This is a genomic window from Phytobacter sp. SCO41 (assembly GCF_003073275.1).
Taxonomy (GTDB): domain Bacteria; phylum Pseudomonadota; class Gammaproteobacteria; order Enterobacterales; family Enterobacteriaceae; genus Phytobacter; species Phytobacter diazotrophicus.
The window spans coordinates 3268863-3284231 of sequence record NZ_CP027225.1 but is presented as its reverse complement, the minus strand read 5'-3'; the positions used below and the strand labels follow the sequence as shown (position 1 = coordinate 3284231).

The window sequence follows — 15369 nt, the reverse complement described above, 5'->3', positions numbered from 1 at the left end:
GCAGGTTTTGGCATAAGAGCTGCTTATGAAGAGATGTCCGCACAGGGCGCGACGCCTCACCTGTACCCATAAAAATAGAGGAACATCTTATGAAATACATTCACCCTGGCCAGACTGGCGCTAAAGTCTCCTTTAAAAAACGTTATGGCAACTACATTGGCGGTGAATTTGTCGATCCTGTAGAAGGGCGCTGGTTTACCAACACCACGCCGGTAACCGGGGAAGTGATTGCTGAGTTCCCGCGTTCAGGTGCCGCAGACATTGAAAAGGCGCTCGACGCCGCCCATGCCGCCGCAGACGCGTGGGGCAAAACCAGCGCGCAGGATCGTTCCAACGTGCTGCTGGCGATCGCCGATCGCATTGAGCAGAATCTGGAGCTGCTGGCGCTGACGGAAACCTGGGATAACGGTAAACCGATCCGCGAAACCCTGAATGCCGACTTGCCGCTGGCGGTGGATCACTTCCGCTACTTTGCGGGCTGTATCCGCGCACAGGAAGGGACCGCAGCAGAAATTGACAGCAATACCGTCGCCTACCACATTTATGAACCGCTGGGGGTGGTCGGTCAGATTATCCCGTGGAACTTTCCACTATTGATGGCCGCCTGGAAACTGGCGCCGGCGCTGGCGGCAGGTAACTGTATCGTACTGAAACCGGCAGAACAGACCCCGCTCGGCATTTGCGTGCTGATGGAGTTAATTGGTGATTTGCTGCCGAAAGGGGTGCTGAACGTGGTGCACGGCTACGGTACCGAAGCGGGTGAACCGCTGGCGCGCAGCAAGCGTATTGAAAAAATCGCCTTTACCGGATCAACGCCGATTGGCCGCCACATCCTCTCTTGTGCTGCAGACAACATCATTCCGAGCACCGTCGAACTGGGCGGTAAATCGCCAAATATCTACTTTGAAGATGTGCTCAATGGCGACGAAGAGTATATCGATAAAGCCATCGAAGGGGTGGTGCTGGGCTTCTTTAACCAGGGCGAAGTCTGTACCTGTCCGTCACGCGTGCTGGTACAAGAATCTATCTACCCGCAGTTTGTTGAAAAAGTCGTGGCGCGTATGGAAAACATCCGCAAAGGCGACCCCTTTGACACCGACACCATGATCGGCGCGCAGGCCTCCCGCGAGCAGTACGACAAGATCCTCTCTTATATCAATATCGCCAGAGAAGAAGGGGGCGAAATCATCACCGGCGGCGCGCACGTTGCGCACGATAACCATCTGCAAAACGGTTTCTATATTCAGCCGACATTGATCAAAGGCGAGAACCATATGCGCTGCTTCCAGGAGGAGATCTTCGGGCCGGTTATCGGGATCACCACCTTTAAAGATGAAGCGGAAGCGCTGCGTATCGCGAACGACACGGAATATGGACTGGGGGCCGGGCTGTGGACGCTGGATATTAATCGTGCATGGCGCATGGGGCGCAACATTAAAGCTGGTCGCGTGTGGACCAACTGCTACCATCTCTATCCGGCCCATGCGGCATTTGGTGGCTATAAAAACTCCGGCGTAGGGCGTGAGACCCATAAACTCGCGCTGAGCCACTATCAACAGATTAAAAACTTGCTGGTGAGCTACAGCGGTAAGGCGATGGGCTTCTACTAATACCGCGTTTATTGCGTCAACATCGGGGAAAAGCGGGGCAGCCATGCTCCGCTTTTCTCTTTTTAACGGCGAGGTACCCTGCGTAATGTATGGCCGCCTTGCACATATGCCTCTTTTTTCTGCGCATTGCCCGCCTGTTTTCGCACTAGAATGGCGTTGTGGCGAATAAAACATCAATTAGCAGACTAAGCTGCACACAATATGCAACTTCTTACAATCTGGCACTAATTAATTCGTCATTGTTGCCGATGAATAGTGTTACCTAACGGAAATATTGCGCAATCAGGGTGAGAATAAGCGGCACTGCGTGCAAAGACCGACACAGCTAGTCGGGTGATTTTTATGCCAGTTGAATAAATAAAAGAGAAAGTAAAATTATGTCCAGACATATTCTCATCGTGGATGACAGCCGGTTGTCACGCATGATCTCAAAGCAGTATGTGCTCAGCCAGCACCCTGAGTGGCAGATTGAAGAGGCGATGACGGGCGAGCAGGCTATTGAGATGGCGGCCATCAAAAAACCGTATCTGATCCTGTTGGATGTCAATATGCCAGGAATGGGCGGTCTTGCGGCGGCGGCTATCCTGCGTGAGACGCACCCGGATATGCACATCGTACTGCTGACGGCTAACGTGCAGAACTCCGTGCAGGCGCAGGCCGACCAGCTTGGTCTGGGCTTTTTATCCAAACCGATTAAAGAACCGCAAATTCGCGCCATGCTGCAAAACCTGGAGTCGAACTGATGATCGATTTGACGGATATGAGCGAAATCGAAGCAGACAGCCTGATGGAGATCTTCAATATCGGTGTGGGTCACGCGGCTGCCGCGATGAGTGACATCGTTAATGAAGAAGTCCGCATGTCTGTCCCGTCGGTGCGCATTACCACCCGTTCGGAAGCGGCCGATGAGCTCGGGGCCGGTCTCTCATTGTGTGGCATCAGCCAGCAATACAAAGGGGCTTACGCCACCGAAGCTATTCTGATGTTTCCGGAGACCGCCAGCTTTGAAATCGTCCGCATGATGGTAGGGGATCTCATCCCTGCCCATGAACTGGGTGAGATGGAGCGCGAAGCGATGAGCGAAATCGGCAACATTGTGCTCAATGCCTGCGTGGGCACGCTGGCGAATATGTTTCAAAAAGAGTTACAGGGTTCATTGCCCGTGTTTCGTGTGGGGACCAGTGAGCAGATCCTGAACCCGTCGCACGACCCCAGCGACCCATCGGTGCTGATGTTGCGCATCGATTTTTCGCTGGAACGTCAGGAAATTGAAGGGTATCTGGCTTTTATCCTGGACATGTCGGCGTTGCGTGATTTGCGCGAACAAATCAGCCTCTATATTGAACGCGTTGAATCTGGTTTTGCTTCCGACGGGCTCTGATAACCATGAATGACAAGCTGCTACTGGATGCATTTTCCGCCCTGAGTCTGGGCGTGATTGTTGTTGATGCGAACTACAAGATTACGTTGTGGAACGCGTGGTTAGAAGCACATACAGGTCGTGCGGCAAGCGCAGCCAAAGGTCAGGATTTTTTCGCGGTTTTTCCGGATTTGCGTAACCACCGGGTTGGCGTAGCGATTAAACAAGCGATATGCCACAACTTACCGGCTCTGTTGTCGCAATCGCTGCATCGTTCGCCTTTCCCGCTGTTTGCGGAACCCGCACAGCCCGGTGAGCGTTTAAGCCAGGCAATCACTATCGTCCCGCTGGGCGATGTGGAGCGTTACTGCCTTATTCAAATTGTCGATGTCAGCATGGCCGTTCGCCGGGAGTCGCTGTTACGCGAACAGGCACATGTGCTGCTCTCACAATCGTTATCCGACGGACTGACGGCGGTAGGTAACCGTCGCTATTTCGATCTGTGCATTGAGAAAGAGTGGCGTGCCAGTAAGCGTAATAACAAACCACTGGCGCTGTTGTTGATTGATGTGGATTACTTCAAGCGCTACAACGATCGCTACGGTCATCAGCAGGGCGATCTGTGCCTGCAACAGATAGCGGCGGCTATGCGAGGTTCACTGTTGCGCCCCTATGACATGCTTTTCCGTTACGGCGGGGAAGAGTTTTGTGCGCTATTGCCGGAAACGCGCTCGGCTGATGCCGTCGTCGTGGCGGAAAGATTGCGTGCGAGTGTTCAGGCGCTGGGGCTGCCGCATTCTGGCTCGCCGGGCGATGTCGTGAGCGTCAGCGTAGGTGTTGCCAGCCTCAACCAACGCGTGCATACAGACTATGGCAGCTTAATTCAGGCGGCGGATGACGCACTCTACGAGGCTAAGCGTTCCGGGCGTAACATTGTTCGCGCCAGCACCGCAGCCAGGAGCCAGGCGTAATCCCCGCCAAACCGTCGAGCCGGGTTAAGCGGGGATTTGAGCACAGCAAAGCGTTTTACCACCGGGGCCTGCAATGCAGGCCCTGCTCACTGGCAGCGTGTTTTACTACGTAGCCCCACGCTGCGTAAAAGTGTCACCACGACACGCAGCAACGTAAACCGACAAAACAGCGGTTGCTGATACTGGAGCAGTGTCAGAAACATCGCCATCCTCCATGCTACCGCCCGTCAGTGAAATACGGGAAGCAGGCCAAAAACTTCCAGAATAACGGTTAAATAGACAATCCCGCCGCAGACGATAACGGTGTTGAGCACGGCATTATTGCAGGGCGCACGGTAAGCGGCTGTGGCGAAGCGCTGGCGGGCGCTTTTGACCAGGAAAGGTGGCAGGATCACGCTCCAGATGGTAAACGCCAGCCCGGCATAGCCGATGGCGTGGACAAAGCCGTTGGGGAAGAACAGGCACACCGCCGCCGGGGGCAGGTAGGTCACAATGGCCGTTTTGCAGCGCCCGATGCCGTTATTGGCAAAATGGAACAGGTCGGCGATGTAATCAAACAGACCGAGCGTGGCAGCCAGTAGCGAACTGGCAACGGCAAAGTTACCGAAGAAGGTCAAAATCAATTCCATATAGCGGCTGGTAAAAATCCCGCCAATCGCCTCAACAAACACATCAATATTGCCGCCTTTGGCGATGATCGGCGAGAAGTCGGCACGACTGATATTGCCCATGGTCACCGCCAGCCAGAAGATATAGAGAATCAGCGCAAATAACGTTCCGACGATGATGGAATTTTTAATGTGGTGAATATTCTCTTTACCGTAGAGCTTCACCAGGCTTGGCACATTGCCATGAAAACCGAAAGAGATAATACAAAACGGCAGTGTCATTAACACATAGGGCAAATAGCGGGTTTGCGGCAAGGCGACGCTGGCGGTATCGAACAGATTATCAACGTTAATCGTGCCGATCATGCCGGAAAAAGTGGCGAAAAAAGCGATAAATTTACCGAAGATCAGAACGGTGGTGATGCGGCCAACCAGCAGCGAGCTGTACCATGCAATCAGGCTGACAATCACACTAACCAGAATAATCGACACAGGGGAAGGTAAGTGCATCCCGCTGTATTTGGCGATGGTGTTCGATAATACCGCCGATGAACCAGAAATATAAGCGTAGGTCAAAATATATAAAACAAAGCCGAAGGCGAGGCCGACCACGAAATTCCAGCGTTTGCCGAGCAGTTCCATGGTAAATGTATTAAAGCTGGCACCGACATCAAAATGCAGATTTACCTCAACCAGCATTAATCCGGTCATCAGCATCATCAGTGAAATAGCGATAAGGATCAGGGTGGCACCCGGAAACCAGACGCCCGCCATCGCGATAGGCAGTGAAAACATACCGCCACCCACCACGGTGGCAATAACAAGCATGGCGCCGCTGGTCAGCCCGGCGTCACGAATCGGTTCAGATAAAGAGAGGGCCATAATAGATATTCCTGAATAAGTATCCTACCCGTCGTTATTCAGGTTGCACACGCGTTGGCAGCAACGCGAATAGTCAGGGTAGCGTTATATAAGTTTGAACATCATTTTTTATCGGCGAGAAACAAAACTGCCCCAACAGGTCATGGGGCAGGAAAACACATTAAATGTATTCAAAGCGTGCGGTAAAGAAACGCAACTGTTTAGGTTCGTAAGTGAACCGTAACCCGCGAATATCCTCTTTGTGTTTATATAACTGAATAATCCCATCGGCGACGACATCCATATGCGCATAGGTGTATACGCGGCGCGGAATGGTCAGGCGTACAGTTTCCAGTTTCGGTTTATGGTGCTCGCCAGTCTCTTTATTACGCCCGGCGGAGATAATACCGCGCTCCATGCTGCGCACCCCGGTTTCCACGTAAATACTGGCCGCCAGGCTCTGCGCCGGGAACTGTTCCTGGCTCAGATGCGGGCAGAAACGGCGGGCATCCAGGAATACCGCGTGGCCGCCAACGGGTTCAACAATCGGCACGCCCGCCGCTTTCAGTTTGTCACCGAGATAGCGTACCTGCTTAATACGGTGCTCGATGTATTCAAACTGCATGGCTTCACGCAGGCCAATCGCCATGGCTTCCATGTCGCGTCCGGCCAGGCCGCCGTAAGAGGGCATCCCTTCGTAAACCACCACCAGCTCACGCGCCTGAGAGAACAGGTCGTCATCGTTCATGCACAGGAAACCGCCGATATTCACCAGACAGTCTTTTTTACCGCTCATGGTGCAGCCATCGGCATAGCTGAACATCTCATGCACGATCTCTTTAATGCTCTTATTCTCAAAGCCTTTTTCCTGCTCTTTGATGTAATAAGCATTCTCCACGCAGCGCGTCGCATCGTAATAAACCTTGATGCCATGTGCGCTGGTGAGCTCACGTACCGCACGCATGTTTTCCATTGAAACCGGCTGCCCACCTGCCAGGTTAACGGTCACCGCCAGGCAGATATAGGCAATGTTTTTGGCCCCTTTTTCATCGATCAATTTTTGCAGTTTATTCAGGTCGATATTGCCTTTAAAGGGAACGTTCAGCGTGGCGTCATGCGCTTCATCACGCACGATATCAACAAAGGAGGCGCCATTTTTTTCCTGATGATAACGGGTAGTGGTGAAGTACATATTGCCCGCCACATACTGTCCCGGTTTTATCGCCAGTTGTGATAACAGGTTTTCCGCGCCACGTCCCTGGTGGGTAGGCACAATATGTTTAAAGCCGAACAACTCACGTACGGTGGCTTCAAGGTGATAGAAGTTGGCGCTGCCTGCGTAGGCTTCATCACCCATCATCATACCCGCCCACTGTTTGTCGCTCATGGCGTTGGTGCCGCTATCCGTCAGCAGATCGATATACACATCTTTGGAATTCAATAAGAAGGTATTCAGTCCTGCTTCTTCCATTTTTTTAAGACGCTCGTCACGGGGAATCATTGAGACGGTTTCAACACTTTTAATACGGAATGGTTCTGCCGGATAGATCATTTTATATCTCCAGTGAGTTCTGTAATTTAAAAAGTTATAGCGAATCGAATTCCTCCAGTTAATTCTGGAGGCGTCTTATTGTCCTTTCCCTTTCCCGGGAATCATTTGGCAAACGCATCATGCGATAAAGAGATGGCAAAGGGAATAGCGGGAGGGTAATTCGATTTCGGCGCTTTTTTAAATAATGTAAAACGGGTGATAAAGTTCACGGTAATAATAAAATATATTGTATTTTCAATTGATTGTACGAGTGATAAGTCATGATGACATAAAAAAGAGCACAATAAACCCGTTTATTCTGGAACATTCGGTGAACGACGTTTTTTTGTCGCTGTTTTGAAATGTGAACCAGCGAAGCGAAATTGAGAAATAAATCCCGTTTTCGCTTTCATTCATTTCATTAAGACCACTTATTATCGTCAATATTACTTTACGGGTAGAGTGTGTTGTGATGTAAAAGCATTGTTTTTCAGTTAATTAAATGAACCGTAAAGAGTGGGGCGCCTGGTTTTCCGTTCACAAAGTACACGGGTACTGGCAGCGGGAGTGAAGGGAAAAATGAGCCGGGCGCAGCCATGATGGCCGCGCAAAGAAAGGTATTAAGCCTGGCGGGACTTACGTTCACGCAGATATTTGTAGATGGCGTAGCGGGTGATGCCAAGACGGGCGGCGACAATCTTCACAGCGTCTTTTAGCTCAAAAATGCCATTATTATACAGTTGGTTAACCACCGCTTTGTTTTTGAATTTGCTGGTTATCATGACGTCTCTTTGTACGCTGGCGATAACGTTGTCTGCCGCTTCCATCACAACCTCATGCGGGCTGGCACCGAAATGTTCGGCAAAAGGCATGGGTTCCTCACCGTCCGGGATCAGGGTTTCGAGCATCTGGTGAAAGGGAACAGAGAGATTGATATTGACGCAAAATAACCCAATCGCTTTGCCTTCTTCGCCAAAGAGCACCGACGTCGCTGATTTAAACAACTCGCCTTTTTTATTTCGCGTAAAATAGCTCAGCGTATTATTGATGCCGGTCTTGTTAAACAATTGCAGCGTCTTAAGTCCCATATCGGTAATGGGCGAGCCGATCGTTCTGCCGGTATGGTGGCCATTAATAATTTTATTCACCGACGCGTTGTGATCTTCAAATGAATGCAGCACCACTTCGCAGTGTGGCCCTATCAGGCCTGCGATCATTTCTGCAAGGTGTGAAAATGATTTCATGCACTCGATATCTGCGTCGGTAAATAAGCCAATATCCTTGATTGATTCATCTTTATTCATTGCGATCTCCATTGGGTATATTTTTGCATCATATCGGGCATCGGAAACGGCTTAATAGAGAACGCTAAACAATATGAAGCGGATCACTTTAATAGAATAATGTATTTTGAATCAAGATGTTGCATTAAATCCGGTAAATAAATATTTACTCTGTGCAGAATTATTGGCAGCGGTAGCTTTGGGAAGTGAAATAGCAATGATGATCAGGGATATTAAGGTGGCGGGGCGCTGTTTGTCTGACAATTATTCGATTATGCGCGAGCAACAAATATAAACTGCTCGCACATTTTTATGTTGGCTAGTCGCTTTTCTTTTCCAGATGCCCGAGATCTTTTTCCGGGAAGCAGTAATCTCGCACGCGGCGTTTTAGCTCTGCGGCATCCGGAAAACCGCCATCCACTTTACGGTCCCAGATAACCTTTCCGTCGATATCAATGACAAAAATACCGCCCGTACCCGGTATCAGGGTGACGGAAGCTAAGTCGGCACTAAAGCTGTGAAGCAGTTCTTGCGCCATCCAACTGGCGCGCAGCATCCAGTTGCACTGGGAGCAGTACTGTAAGGTGATGGCGGGTTTGTTTTGCATAATCATGTTAACCAGCAAGTGTAAACGTTGGCTTAGTGTAGACAAAAGAATGCGCAAAGCGTGAAGAAATTGTGAAGTTGTTGCAACTGATAATAGTTATCATTATGATTCCGATCAAGATAAAGAGCGGTGCAGTGTGTCTTGTGCTGACAGCACCCGCTCAATAAAAAAACTGGAAGCAACGGTGGGCCTGATACTAATAAATTCTAAGGCTTGCAACATTATGGGTACATCGCAACTTTCCCGGACACCGTTTCGCAAGAGCGTTCTGGTGACTTCACTGCTCGCAGCACTGTATCAGACCTCCGCCGTGGCGGCTGATGCTCACGTAAAACAGACCACCGCAACCGATACCCGGCAGGACAATGCCGATGAGATGGTTGTTACCGCACCTGCGCCGGTACTGAAAGCGGGCAGCAGCCATACGGTAAGTGCCGAGGATCTGCAAAACAAAGGCGCCAACGACTTTGGCTCAATCATGCGCTACGAGCCGCTTATTAGCGCCACCGGCGCAAGCGGGGGTTCCGGCAATGGCAAAAGCGGCTTTGACCGTGGTGGCTATACCGGATACAACATTCGTGGCCTGGAAAGTAACCGTGTCGGTATCGACGTTGACGGTATTGCGCAACCCGATGCCACCGGGCGTAGTTATGTCAGCCGCTCCGGCCTGAATACCTTTGGTATTGGTCGCGATTATATCGACCCTTATATGTACGGTGGGATTGATATTCAGTCTGGCGCCACCTCCACCGAAACCGCCAATACCTCTATCGGCGGCAACGTCTCGTTCCAGCCGAAATCGGCAGACAATTACCTGCACGCGGGTAAGCAGACCTACTCTGGTTACCAGTCGGATTATGATTCAGCGGATCGTAGCTGGCACAACGGCCTGACGGCGGCGGGCGGCGATGAAACCCTGCGCGGTATCTTTGTTTACAGTCGTCGTGACGGTCAGCAGACCCGTAATAACAGCGGCACAATTGACGCCTACCCGGCCAACTGGCACTCCGATGCGATGCTGGCTTCCGGTATCTGGCAGCCGAATGAGGCGCATAAATTTACCGGTACGCTGGATTACTACCACAAGACCAACCACACCCATTACGATGCGTGGAACAGCGCAGGCAGTTCCATTATCGGCAACGCCAACCAGACCAGCCAGACGCGTCGCTGGGGTGTCAGCCTGAAAGATGACTGGACGCCAGTGGATGCCTGGCTGGACAGCATGTCCACCAAAGTTTACTACCAGCATACGGAAGCCCACGACTGGACATACATGCCGGACAGCACCACGCTGTCGATGGAGACGGTAAATTCAAACTACGATACCGATACCTGGGGCATCACCAACGCGCTGACGAAAACCCTCGGGCGCCACGATTTAAGCGCCGGTTTCAACGCCAGCACCAGCAAAACACAGCGTCCGTTCAGCCAGTCGCCAATACCGAGTGTGTTTAGCGAGATTATGCAGCCGGAAGCCGATAGCCGTGGCTACACGCTGGGGGCGTTCGCCCAGGATCAGATTAATTTCGACCTTGCCGATCGTAACTTTGCGATTATCCCCGGCGTGCGCGTTGTGCATCAGTCAATGAAGCCGGACAACCTCGCCAGTCTGACCAGCAACAGCACGGTGCTGGATGAGTCCGACGTGTCCACGCTGTATGGCAAAAACTCAGACACCCAGTGGCTGCCGTCGCTGACCTTCCAGTACGATCTGACGCCGCGCCTGATGACCTACTTGCAATACAAACGCGGGGCGGAATTCCCCAACGCCAGCCAGTTGTACGGCTCCTGGAATCTGGGCTCAAACTATGCAGGGCGCGGGCAGTATGCGCTGGTGGGTAATACCGACCTTAAAACCGAAACCAGCGATAATCTCGAATGGGGGATGAAAGGCGAGGTGACGGAAGGCATTACCCTGCGCACCGCGCTGTTCTACAACAGTTATAAGAACTTTATCGCCTATACGCGTTACACCCGTACCGGCAACCCGGACAAGTTCACCCGCGTGCCGTCCAACATTTACACCATTTATCAGGCGGAAAACCGCGATAAAGCCTTTATCTATGGCGGTGAAATCAGCACTAAATTTAACTTCGGCACCTGGTTTGAAGAGGTTAATGGCCTGAGCGCGACCCTGGCGTACGGCTATACGCAGGGCCAGTCGAAATCGAGCTATATGGGCGACAAATACATCGACCTTGATAGCGTCGCACCGATGAAAGCCATTGCAGGCGTGGCCTGGGATGACCCGGCAAAACGGTATGGCACCGCGCTGACCGCCACCTTCGTCAAAGGCAAGCAGGCCACCGCGACCACCCGTGAATCCTACAGCAATACCGGTTCGTCCCTTGGCGAATCCAGCGCCGAATACATGCGCGTGCCGGGCTACGGCCTGCTGGACTGGACCGCGTACTGGCAGGTGGCGAAGAACGTCAAACTGCACGGCGGCGTTTATAACATCACCGATCGCAAATACTGGGATTACCTGAACAGCCGTACCCAGGAGGAGACCACCAATCAGGATGCTTACGACAAAGCGCTGGCCGTCATGCCTGGCCGTACATGGCAACTGGGCGTGAACGTCGATTTCTGATTTTTGTTCCATTTAACCTGCCCTCCGGCCTGTGCGCCGGAGGTTTAATCTCATAAAGGAAGCACACCCATGACCCATTCATCGCAAGATTACGCCGCACTCTGGCAGCAGTATCAGGAGATCAAAACCGCGACGCCGGGCAAATACGCGCGCGACATAGCCAGCGAACTGGGGGTAAGCGAAGCGGAACTCACGCACGCCCGCACAGGACATGACGCCACCGCGCTGATCAATGACGCACGCGCGATCCTGAGCGCACTTGAGTTGGTAGGGGAAACGAAGTGCATTTGTCGCAATGACTATGCGGTTCATGAACATCTGGGCAGTTTTACCAACCTGCATATCAGTGAGCGTGCCGGTCTGGTACTGAACCCACGGGCGCTGGATTTGCGCCTGTTTATCAGCCAGTGGGCCAGCGCCTTTTTTGTGCGTGAAGCAAGTGCGCACGGTGAACGCCAGAGCATACAGTTCTTTGATCATCAGGGGGACGCGGTGCTCAAGGTGTACGCCACGGAACAGACCGATCGCGCTGCGTGGGGTGAGGTGGTTGCCCGCTTTAGCGCCCCGCAAGTACAGCCGTTAACGCTGCAACCTATCGACGCACCTGACTACGCGCAGGATGCCGACGGCGCGGCGCTGGATAAAGCCTGGCGCGCAATGACCGATGTGCATCAGTTCTTTGGCCTGTTGAAACAACACAATATTTCCCGCCAGCAGGCCTTTCGGCTGGTCAGGGATGATCTCGCTATGCGGGTGGGTAACGATGCGCTGTCGCAACTGCTCAATACCGTGCTGCGGGAGGGTAACGAAATCATGATTTTCGTGGGCAACCGTGGCTGCGTGCAGATCTTTACCGGCGCGCTGGAAAAGGTGACGCCGATGAAAGGCTGGCTCAACATCTTCAACCCGGCCTTCACCCTGCATCTGCGCGAGGAGACCATTGCCGAAAGTTGGATCACCCGCAAGCCGACCGCCGACGGGCATGTCACCAGTCTTGAGCTGTTTGCCGCCGATGGCACGCAGATCGCCCAGTTGTACGGCCAGCGCAGCGAAGGCCAGCCGGAACAGAGCCAGTGGCGCTCACAGATTGACGCGCTGGCAGAGAAAGGAAAAGCGGCATGAAAAAACTCGTCCTGCTGCTGGCGGCACTGCCGCTGATGGCCAGCGCCGCCGCCGAACGGATTATCACGCTTGGCGGTGATGTCAGCGAAATTGCCTGGGCGCTGGGGGCGGGGCCGCAGATGGTCGCGCGCGACAGCACCAGCACCTGGCCTGGCGAGGTGCAAAAGCTTCCCGACGTGGGCTATGTGCGCCAGTTGAATGCCGAGGGCATCCTCTCGCTGCGCCCGACCCTTGTACTGGCAAGCGCCCAGGCGCAGCCCTCGCTGGTGCTGAAAAAAGTGGAAGAAAACAATGTGAAGCTGGTCAACGTTCCGGGCGGTTATGATGTGGCGGCCATTGATAAGAAAGTGGACGCAGTCGCCGCCGCCATCGGGAAAACCGCACAAGGGGCCGAACTGCGCAAAAAACTGGATGCCGAAATCGCCGCGTTGCCGACGCAACCGCTTAACAAACGCGTGCTGTTTATCCTCAGCCACGGTGGGATGGGGTCGATGGTCGCAGGGCAGGAGACCGCTGCCGACGGGGCGATTCGCGCCGCGGGTTTAATCAATGCGATGCAGGGCTTTAGCCACTATCGCAACCTCTCGCAAGAAGGGGTGATTGCCAGCAAACCGGACCTGGTGGTGATTTCCGCCGACGGCGTCAAAAGCATGGGCGGGGAAGAGAACCTGTGGAAACTGCCCGGTCTTGCACAAACACCTGCCGGGCGCAGTAAGCAACTGCTGATCGTGGACGATATCGCGCTGCTCGGTTTTGGCGTTCGCACCCCACAGGCGCTGAAAGTGCTGCGTGACAAAGCGGAGCAACTGCCGTAATGCGCTCTGTGACCCGCTATCTCTGGGGGCTGACGGTGCTGCTGGCCGGGCTAACGCTGATGGCCAGCACGGTGGGGGCGATGCAGCTCCCGCTTGCCAGCCTCTGGCACAGCGGTGATGAAGCGTTGCGCCAGATTTGGCTGACCATACGTCTGCCGCGCGTGCTGCTGTCGCTGGTTGTAGGCGCATCGCTGGCGCTTTCCGGCTGCGTGATGCAGGGGCTGTTTCGTAATCCACTGGCGGACCCAGGCTTGCTGGGTGTCAGCAGTGGTGCGGCGCTGGCGGTAGCCTGCTGGCTGGTGCTGCCGTTGACGGTGCCTGCTCTGGTGGCCCTGTATGCCCCGATGCTGGCGGCGTTTCTCGGTAGCGTCGGGGTGATGATGGTGATTTTCATCCTCAGCAAAACCCGCGACAGTTCGCTCTCACGACTGTTACTGGTAGGGATTGCCATTAACGCCCTGTGCGGCGCGCTGGTGGGTGTGCTGTCGTGGATCAGTAATGATGCCCAGTTGCGCCAGCTCTCTTTGTGGGGGATGGGGGGGCTTGGGCAGGCGCAGTGGTCAACGCTTGCCGTCGCCGCTACGCTGATGGTGCCCTCTGCCGTCGTGGTCTGGCGCGTGGCCGGGCAGCTCAACCTGCTGCAACTGGGCGATGAAGAAGCACATTACCTCGGCGTGAACGTGCCCATGCTGCAGCGGTTGTTGCTGCTGTGCAGCGCACTGCTGGTGGCGGCCAGCGTTGCCATCAGCGGCATTATCAGCTTTATTGGCCTGGTGGTGCCGCACCTGATGCGCCTGTGGCTGGGGGCGGACCATCGGGCGCTGGTGCCGGGTTCGGTGCTGGCAGGGGCGATACTGTTGCTGATTGCCGATACGATTGCGCGCACCGTGGTGGCGCCTGCGGAAATGCCGGTGGGGCTGCTCACCAGTGTACTGGGCGCGCCCTGGTTCCTGTGGCTTATCTTCCGTCAGGGGAGGGCGACCCATGGTTAAGTCTTTAACGGCTGAGCACCTCAACCTCTGGGTGGGCGCGCGCCAGTTGATTAACGATGTCTCTGTCACCCTCGAAGCAGGGGAACTGGTGGCGTTGATTGGCCCTAATGGCGCGGGGAAATCGACACTGCTGCGCCTGCTGACCGGGTTTTTAAAGGCCAAAGAGGGGCTGTGTTGTCTGGATGGCCGCCCGCTACACGAATGGCCGCCCGAGGTGCTCTCCCGCCACCGGGCGGTGATGCTGCAACAAACCCGAATGCAATTTGACTGGCCGGTTGAGGGCATTATCGCCATGGGGCGCGCCCCCTGGGGACCGGGCAAAGAAAGTGAGATTGTGCGCAGCGTGATGGCGCTGACCGGTTGTTGCGAACTGGCGGGTCGCCGCTATAGCACGCTCTCCGGCGGCGAGCAGCAGCGCGTTCAACTGGCACGCAGTCTGGCGCAGCTCTGGCAGGTTGATGGCCCGCAGGGTTGGCTGTTTCTTGATGAGCCTACCTCAGCGTTAGATCTCTACCATCAGCAGCAGCTACTGCGCCTGATGAAAAGCCTGACCCGGCGCGGAAAACTGCACGTTTGTACGGTGCTTCACGACCTGAACCTGGCGGCGCTGTGGGCAGACCGGATTTTGCTCTTACATCAGGGAAAACTGGTGGCGCAGGGCACGCCGCAGACGGTTATTCAGAAATCGATCATCGAAAAATGGTATCAGGCGGATGTGTGGGTGGAGCAGCACCCACACAGTGAAAAACCGTATCTCTTTTTAAGCGAATAAACCCGGTCGCAGCAGGGAGGCGTCAGCGATGTTTTCTGGTTGTGCGGGCGATACGCCATCATGGGTATCAAACACGCGTAATCATTTTTTTAAATCTAAATAAAGGATGTCGGATATTTTATTCAGCGTTAAAACTAACGCTATTATCAGAATATCTTTCTGGCCGATCTACATGGCGTCTTAATGAGATTGAGTTTTTCATGGGGGAAAATATATAGATTAAATCAGTCATCGTATTTTT

At 53.7% G+C, this 15369-nt stretch carries 13 protein-coding genes; 9 read left to right on the top strand and 4 right to left on the bottom strand.

Going from position 1 to position 15369, the window contains the following annotated elements:
- The first annotated feature begins 89 nt into the window (after window positions 1-89).
- The 4 genes from C5523_RS15830 (at window position 90) to C5523_RS15815 (ending at window position 3941) form a co-directional block, all read left to right on the top strand.
- Window positions 90-1610, top strand: coding sequence for an aldehyde dehydrogenase family protein (locus C5523_RS15830; RefSeq protein ID WP_039079421.1), 1521 nt, complete (start codon window positions 90-92; stop codon window positions 1608-1610).
- A 377-nt stretch (window positions 1611-1987) separates the two neighbouring features.
- The gene (locus C5523_RS15825; protein ID WP_223878705.1) at window positions 1988-2353 is read left to right on the top strand and encodes a response regulator; all 366 of its coding nucleotides are present in this window, start codon (window positions 1988-1990) and stop codon (window positions 2351-2353) included.
- Window positions 2353-2991, top strand: a complete 639-nt coding sequence (locus C5523_RS15820) for a chemotaxis protein CheC (protein WP_039079419.1) — start codon at window positions 2353-2355, stop codon at window positions 2989-2991. Before C5523_RS15825 ends, C5523_RS15820 begins: the two co-directional genes overlap by 1 nt.
- 5 nt (window positions 2992-2996) lie before the next feature.
- Window positions 2997-3941, top strand: a complete 945-nt coding sequence (locus C5523_RS15815) for a diguanylate cyclase (RefSeq protein ID WP_108701500.1) — start codon at window positions 2997-2999, stop codon at window positions 3939-3941.
- A 227-nt stretch (window positions 3942-4168) separates the two neighbouring features.
- Here C5523_RS15815 and C5523_RS15810 read toward each other — a convergent pair whose 3' ends face one another.
- The 4 genes from C5523_RS15810 to C5523_RS15795 all read right to left on the bottom strand — a co-directional run bounded on the left by C5523_RS15810 (window position 4169) and on the right by C5523_RS15795 (window position 8831).
- Window positions 4169-5431, bottom strand: coding sequence for an aromatic amino acid transporter (locus C5523_RS15810; RefSeq protein WP_108701499.1), 1263 nt, complete (start codon window positions 5429-5431; stop codon window positions 4169-4171).
- 160 nt (window positions 5432-5591) lie between these two features.
- Window positions 5592-6962 carry a tyrosine phenol-lyase gene (locus C5523_RS15805; RefSeq protein WP_039079416.1) on the bottom strand — a complete coding sequence of 457 codons (1371 nt, stop codon included), beginning with the start codon at window positions 6960-6962 and terminating at the stop codon, window positions 5592-5594.
- Between the two features lie 599 nt (window positions 6963-7561).
- Window positions 7562-8245 (bottom strand): transcriptional regulator, encoded by a 684-nt coding sequence (locus C5523_RS15800; RefSeq protein ID WP_108701498.1) that lies wholly within the window; start codon window positions 8243-8245, stop codon window positions 7562-7564.
- Window positions 8246-8543: 298 nt separating this feature from the next.
- Entirely contained in the window at window positions 8544-8831 is a 288-nt protein-coding gene (locus C5523_RS15795) for a SelT/SelW/SelH family protein (protein ID WP_108702334.1), read from the bottom strand.
- Window positions 8832-9054: 223 nt separating this feature from the next.
- Between C5523_RS15795 and C5523_RS15790 the strand changes: the two genes are divergently transcribed.
- The 5 genes from C5523_RS15790 to C5523_RS15770 all read left to right on the top strand — a co-directional run bounded on the left by C5523_RS15790 (window position 9055) and on the right by C5523_RS15770 (window position 15128).
- On the top strand, window positions 9055-11427 hold the full coding sequence (locus C5523_RS15790; protein ID WP_108701497.1) for a TonB-dependent receptor domain-containing protein: 2373 nt from the start codon (window positions 9055-9057) through the stop codon (window positions 11425-11427).
- Between the two features lie 69 nt (window positions 11428-11496).
- Window positions 11497-12549: a hemin-degrading factor gene (locus tag C5523_RS15785; protein WP_108701496.1), complete on the top strand. Its 1053-nt coding sequence runs from the start codon at window positions 11497-11499 to the stop codon at window positions 12547-12549.
- Window positions 12546-13364, top strand: a complete 819-nt coding sequence (locus C5523_RS15780; protein WP_108701495.1) for a hemin ABC transporter substrate-binding protein — start codon at window positions 12546-12548, stop codon at window positions 13362-13364. The genes C5523_RS15785 and C5523_RS15780 overlap by 4 nt, the downstream gene beginning before the upstream one ends.
- The gene (locus C5523_RS15775) at window positions 13364-14356 is read left to right on the top strand and encodes an iron ABC transporter permease (protein WP_108701494.1); all 993 of its coding nucleotides are present in this window, start codon (window positions 13364-13366) and stop codon (window positions 14354-14356) included. The genes C5523_RS15780 and C5523_RS15775 overlap by 1 nt, the downstream gene beginning before the upstream one ends.
- Complete coding sequence (locus tag C5523_RS15770; RefSeq protein ID WP_108701493.1) at window positions 14349-15128, top strand: heme ABC transporter ATP-binding protein; 780 nt, start codon at window positions 14349-14351, stop codon at window positions 15126-15128. Before C5523_RS15775 ends, C5523_RS15770 begins: the two co-directional genes overlap by 8 nt.
- The last annotated feature ends 241 nt before the right edge of the window (window positions 15129-15369 follow it).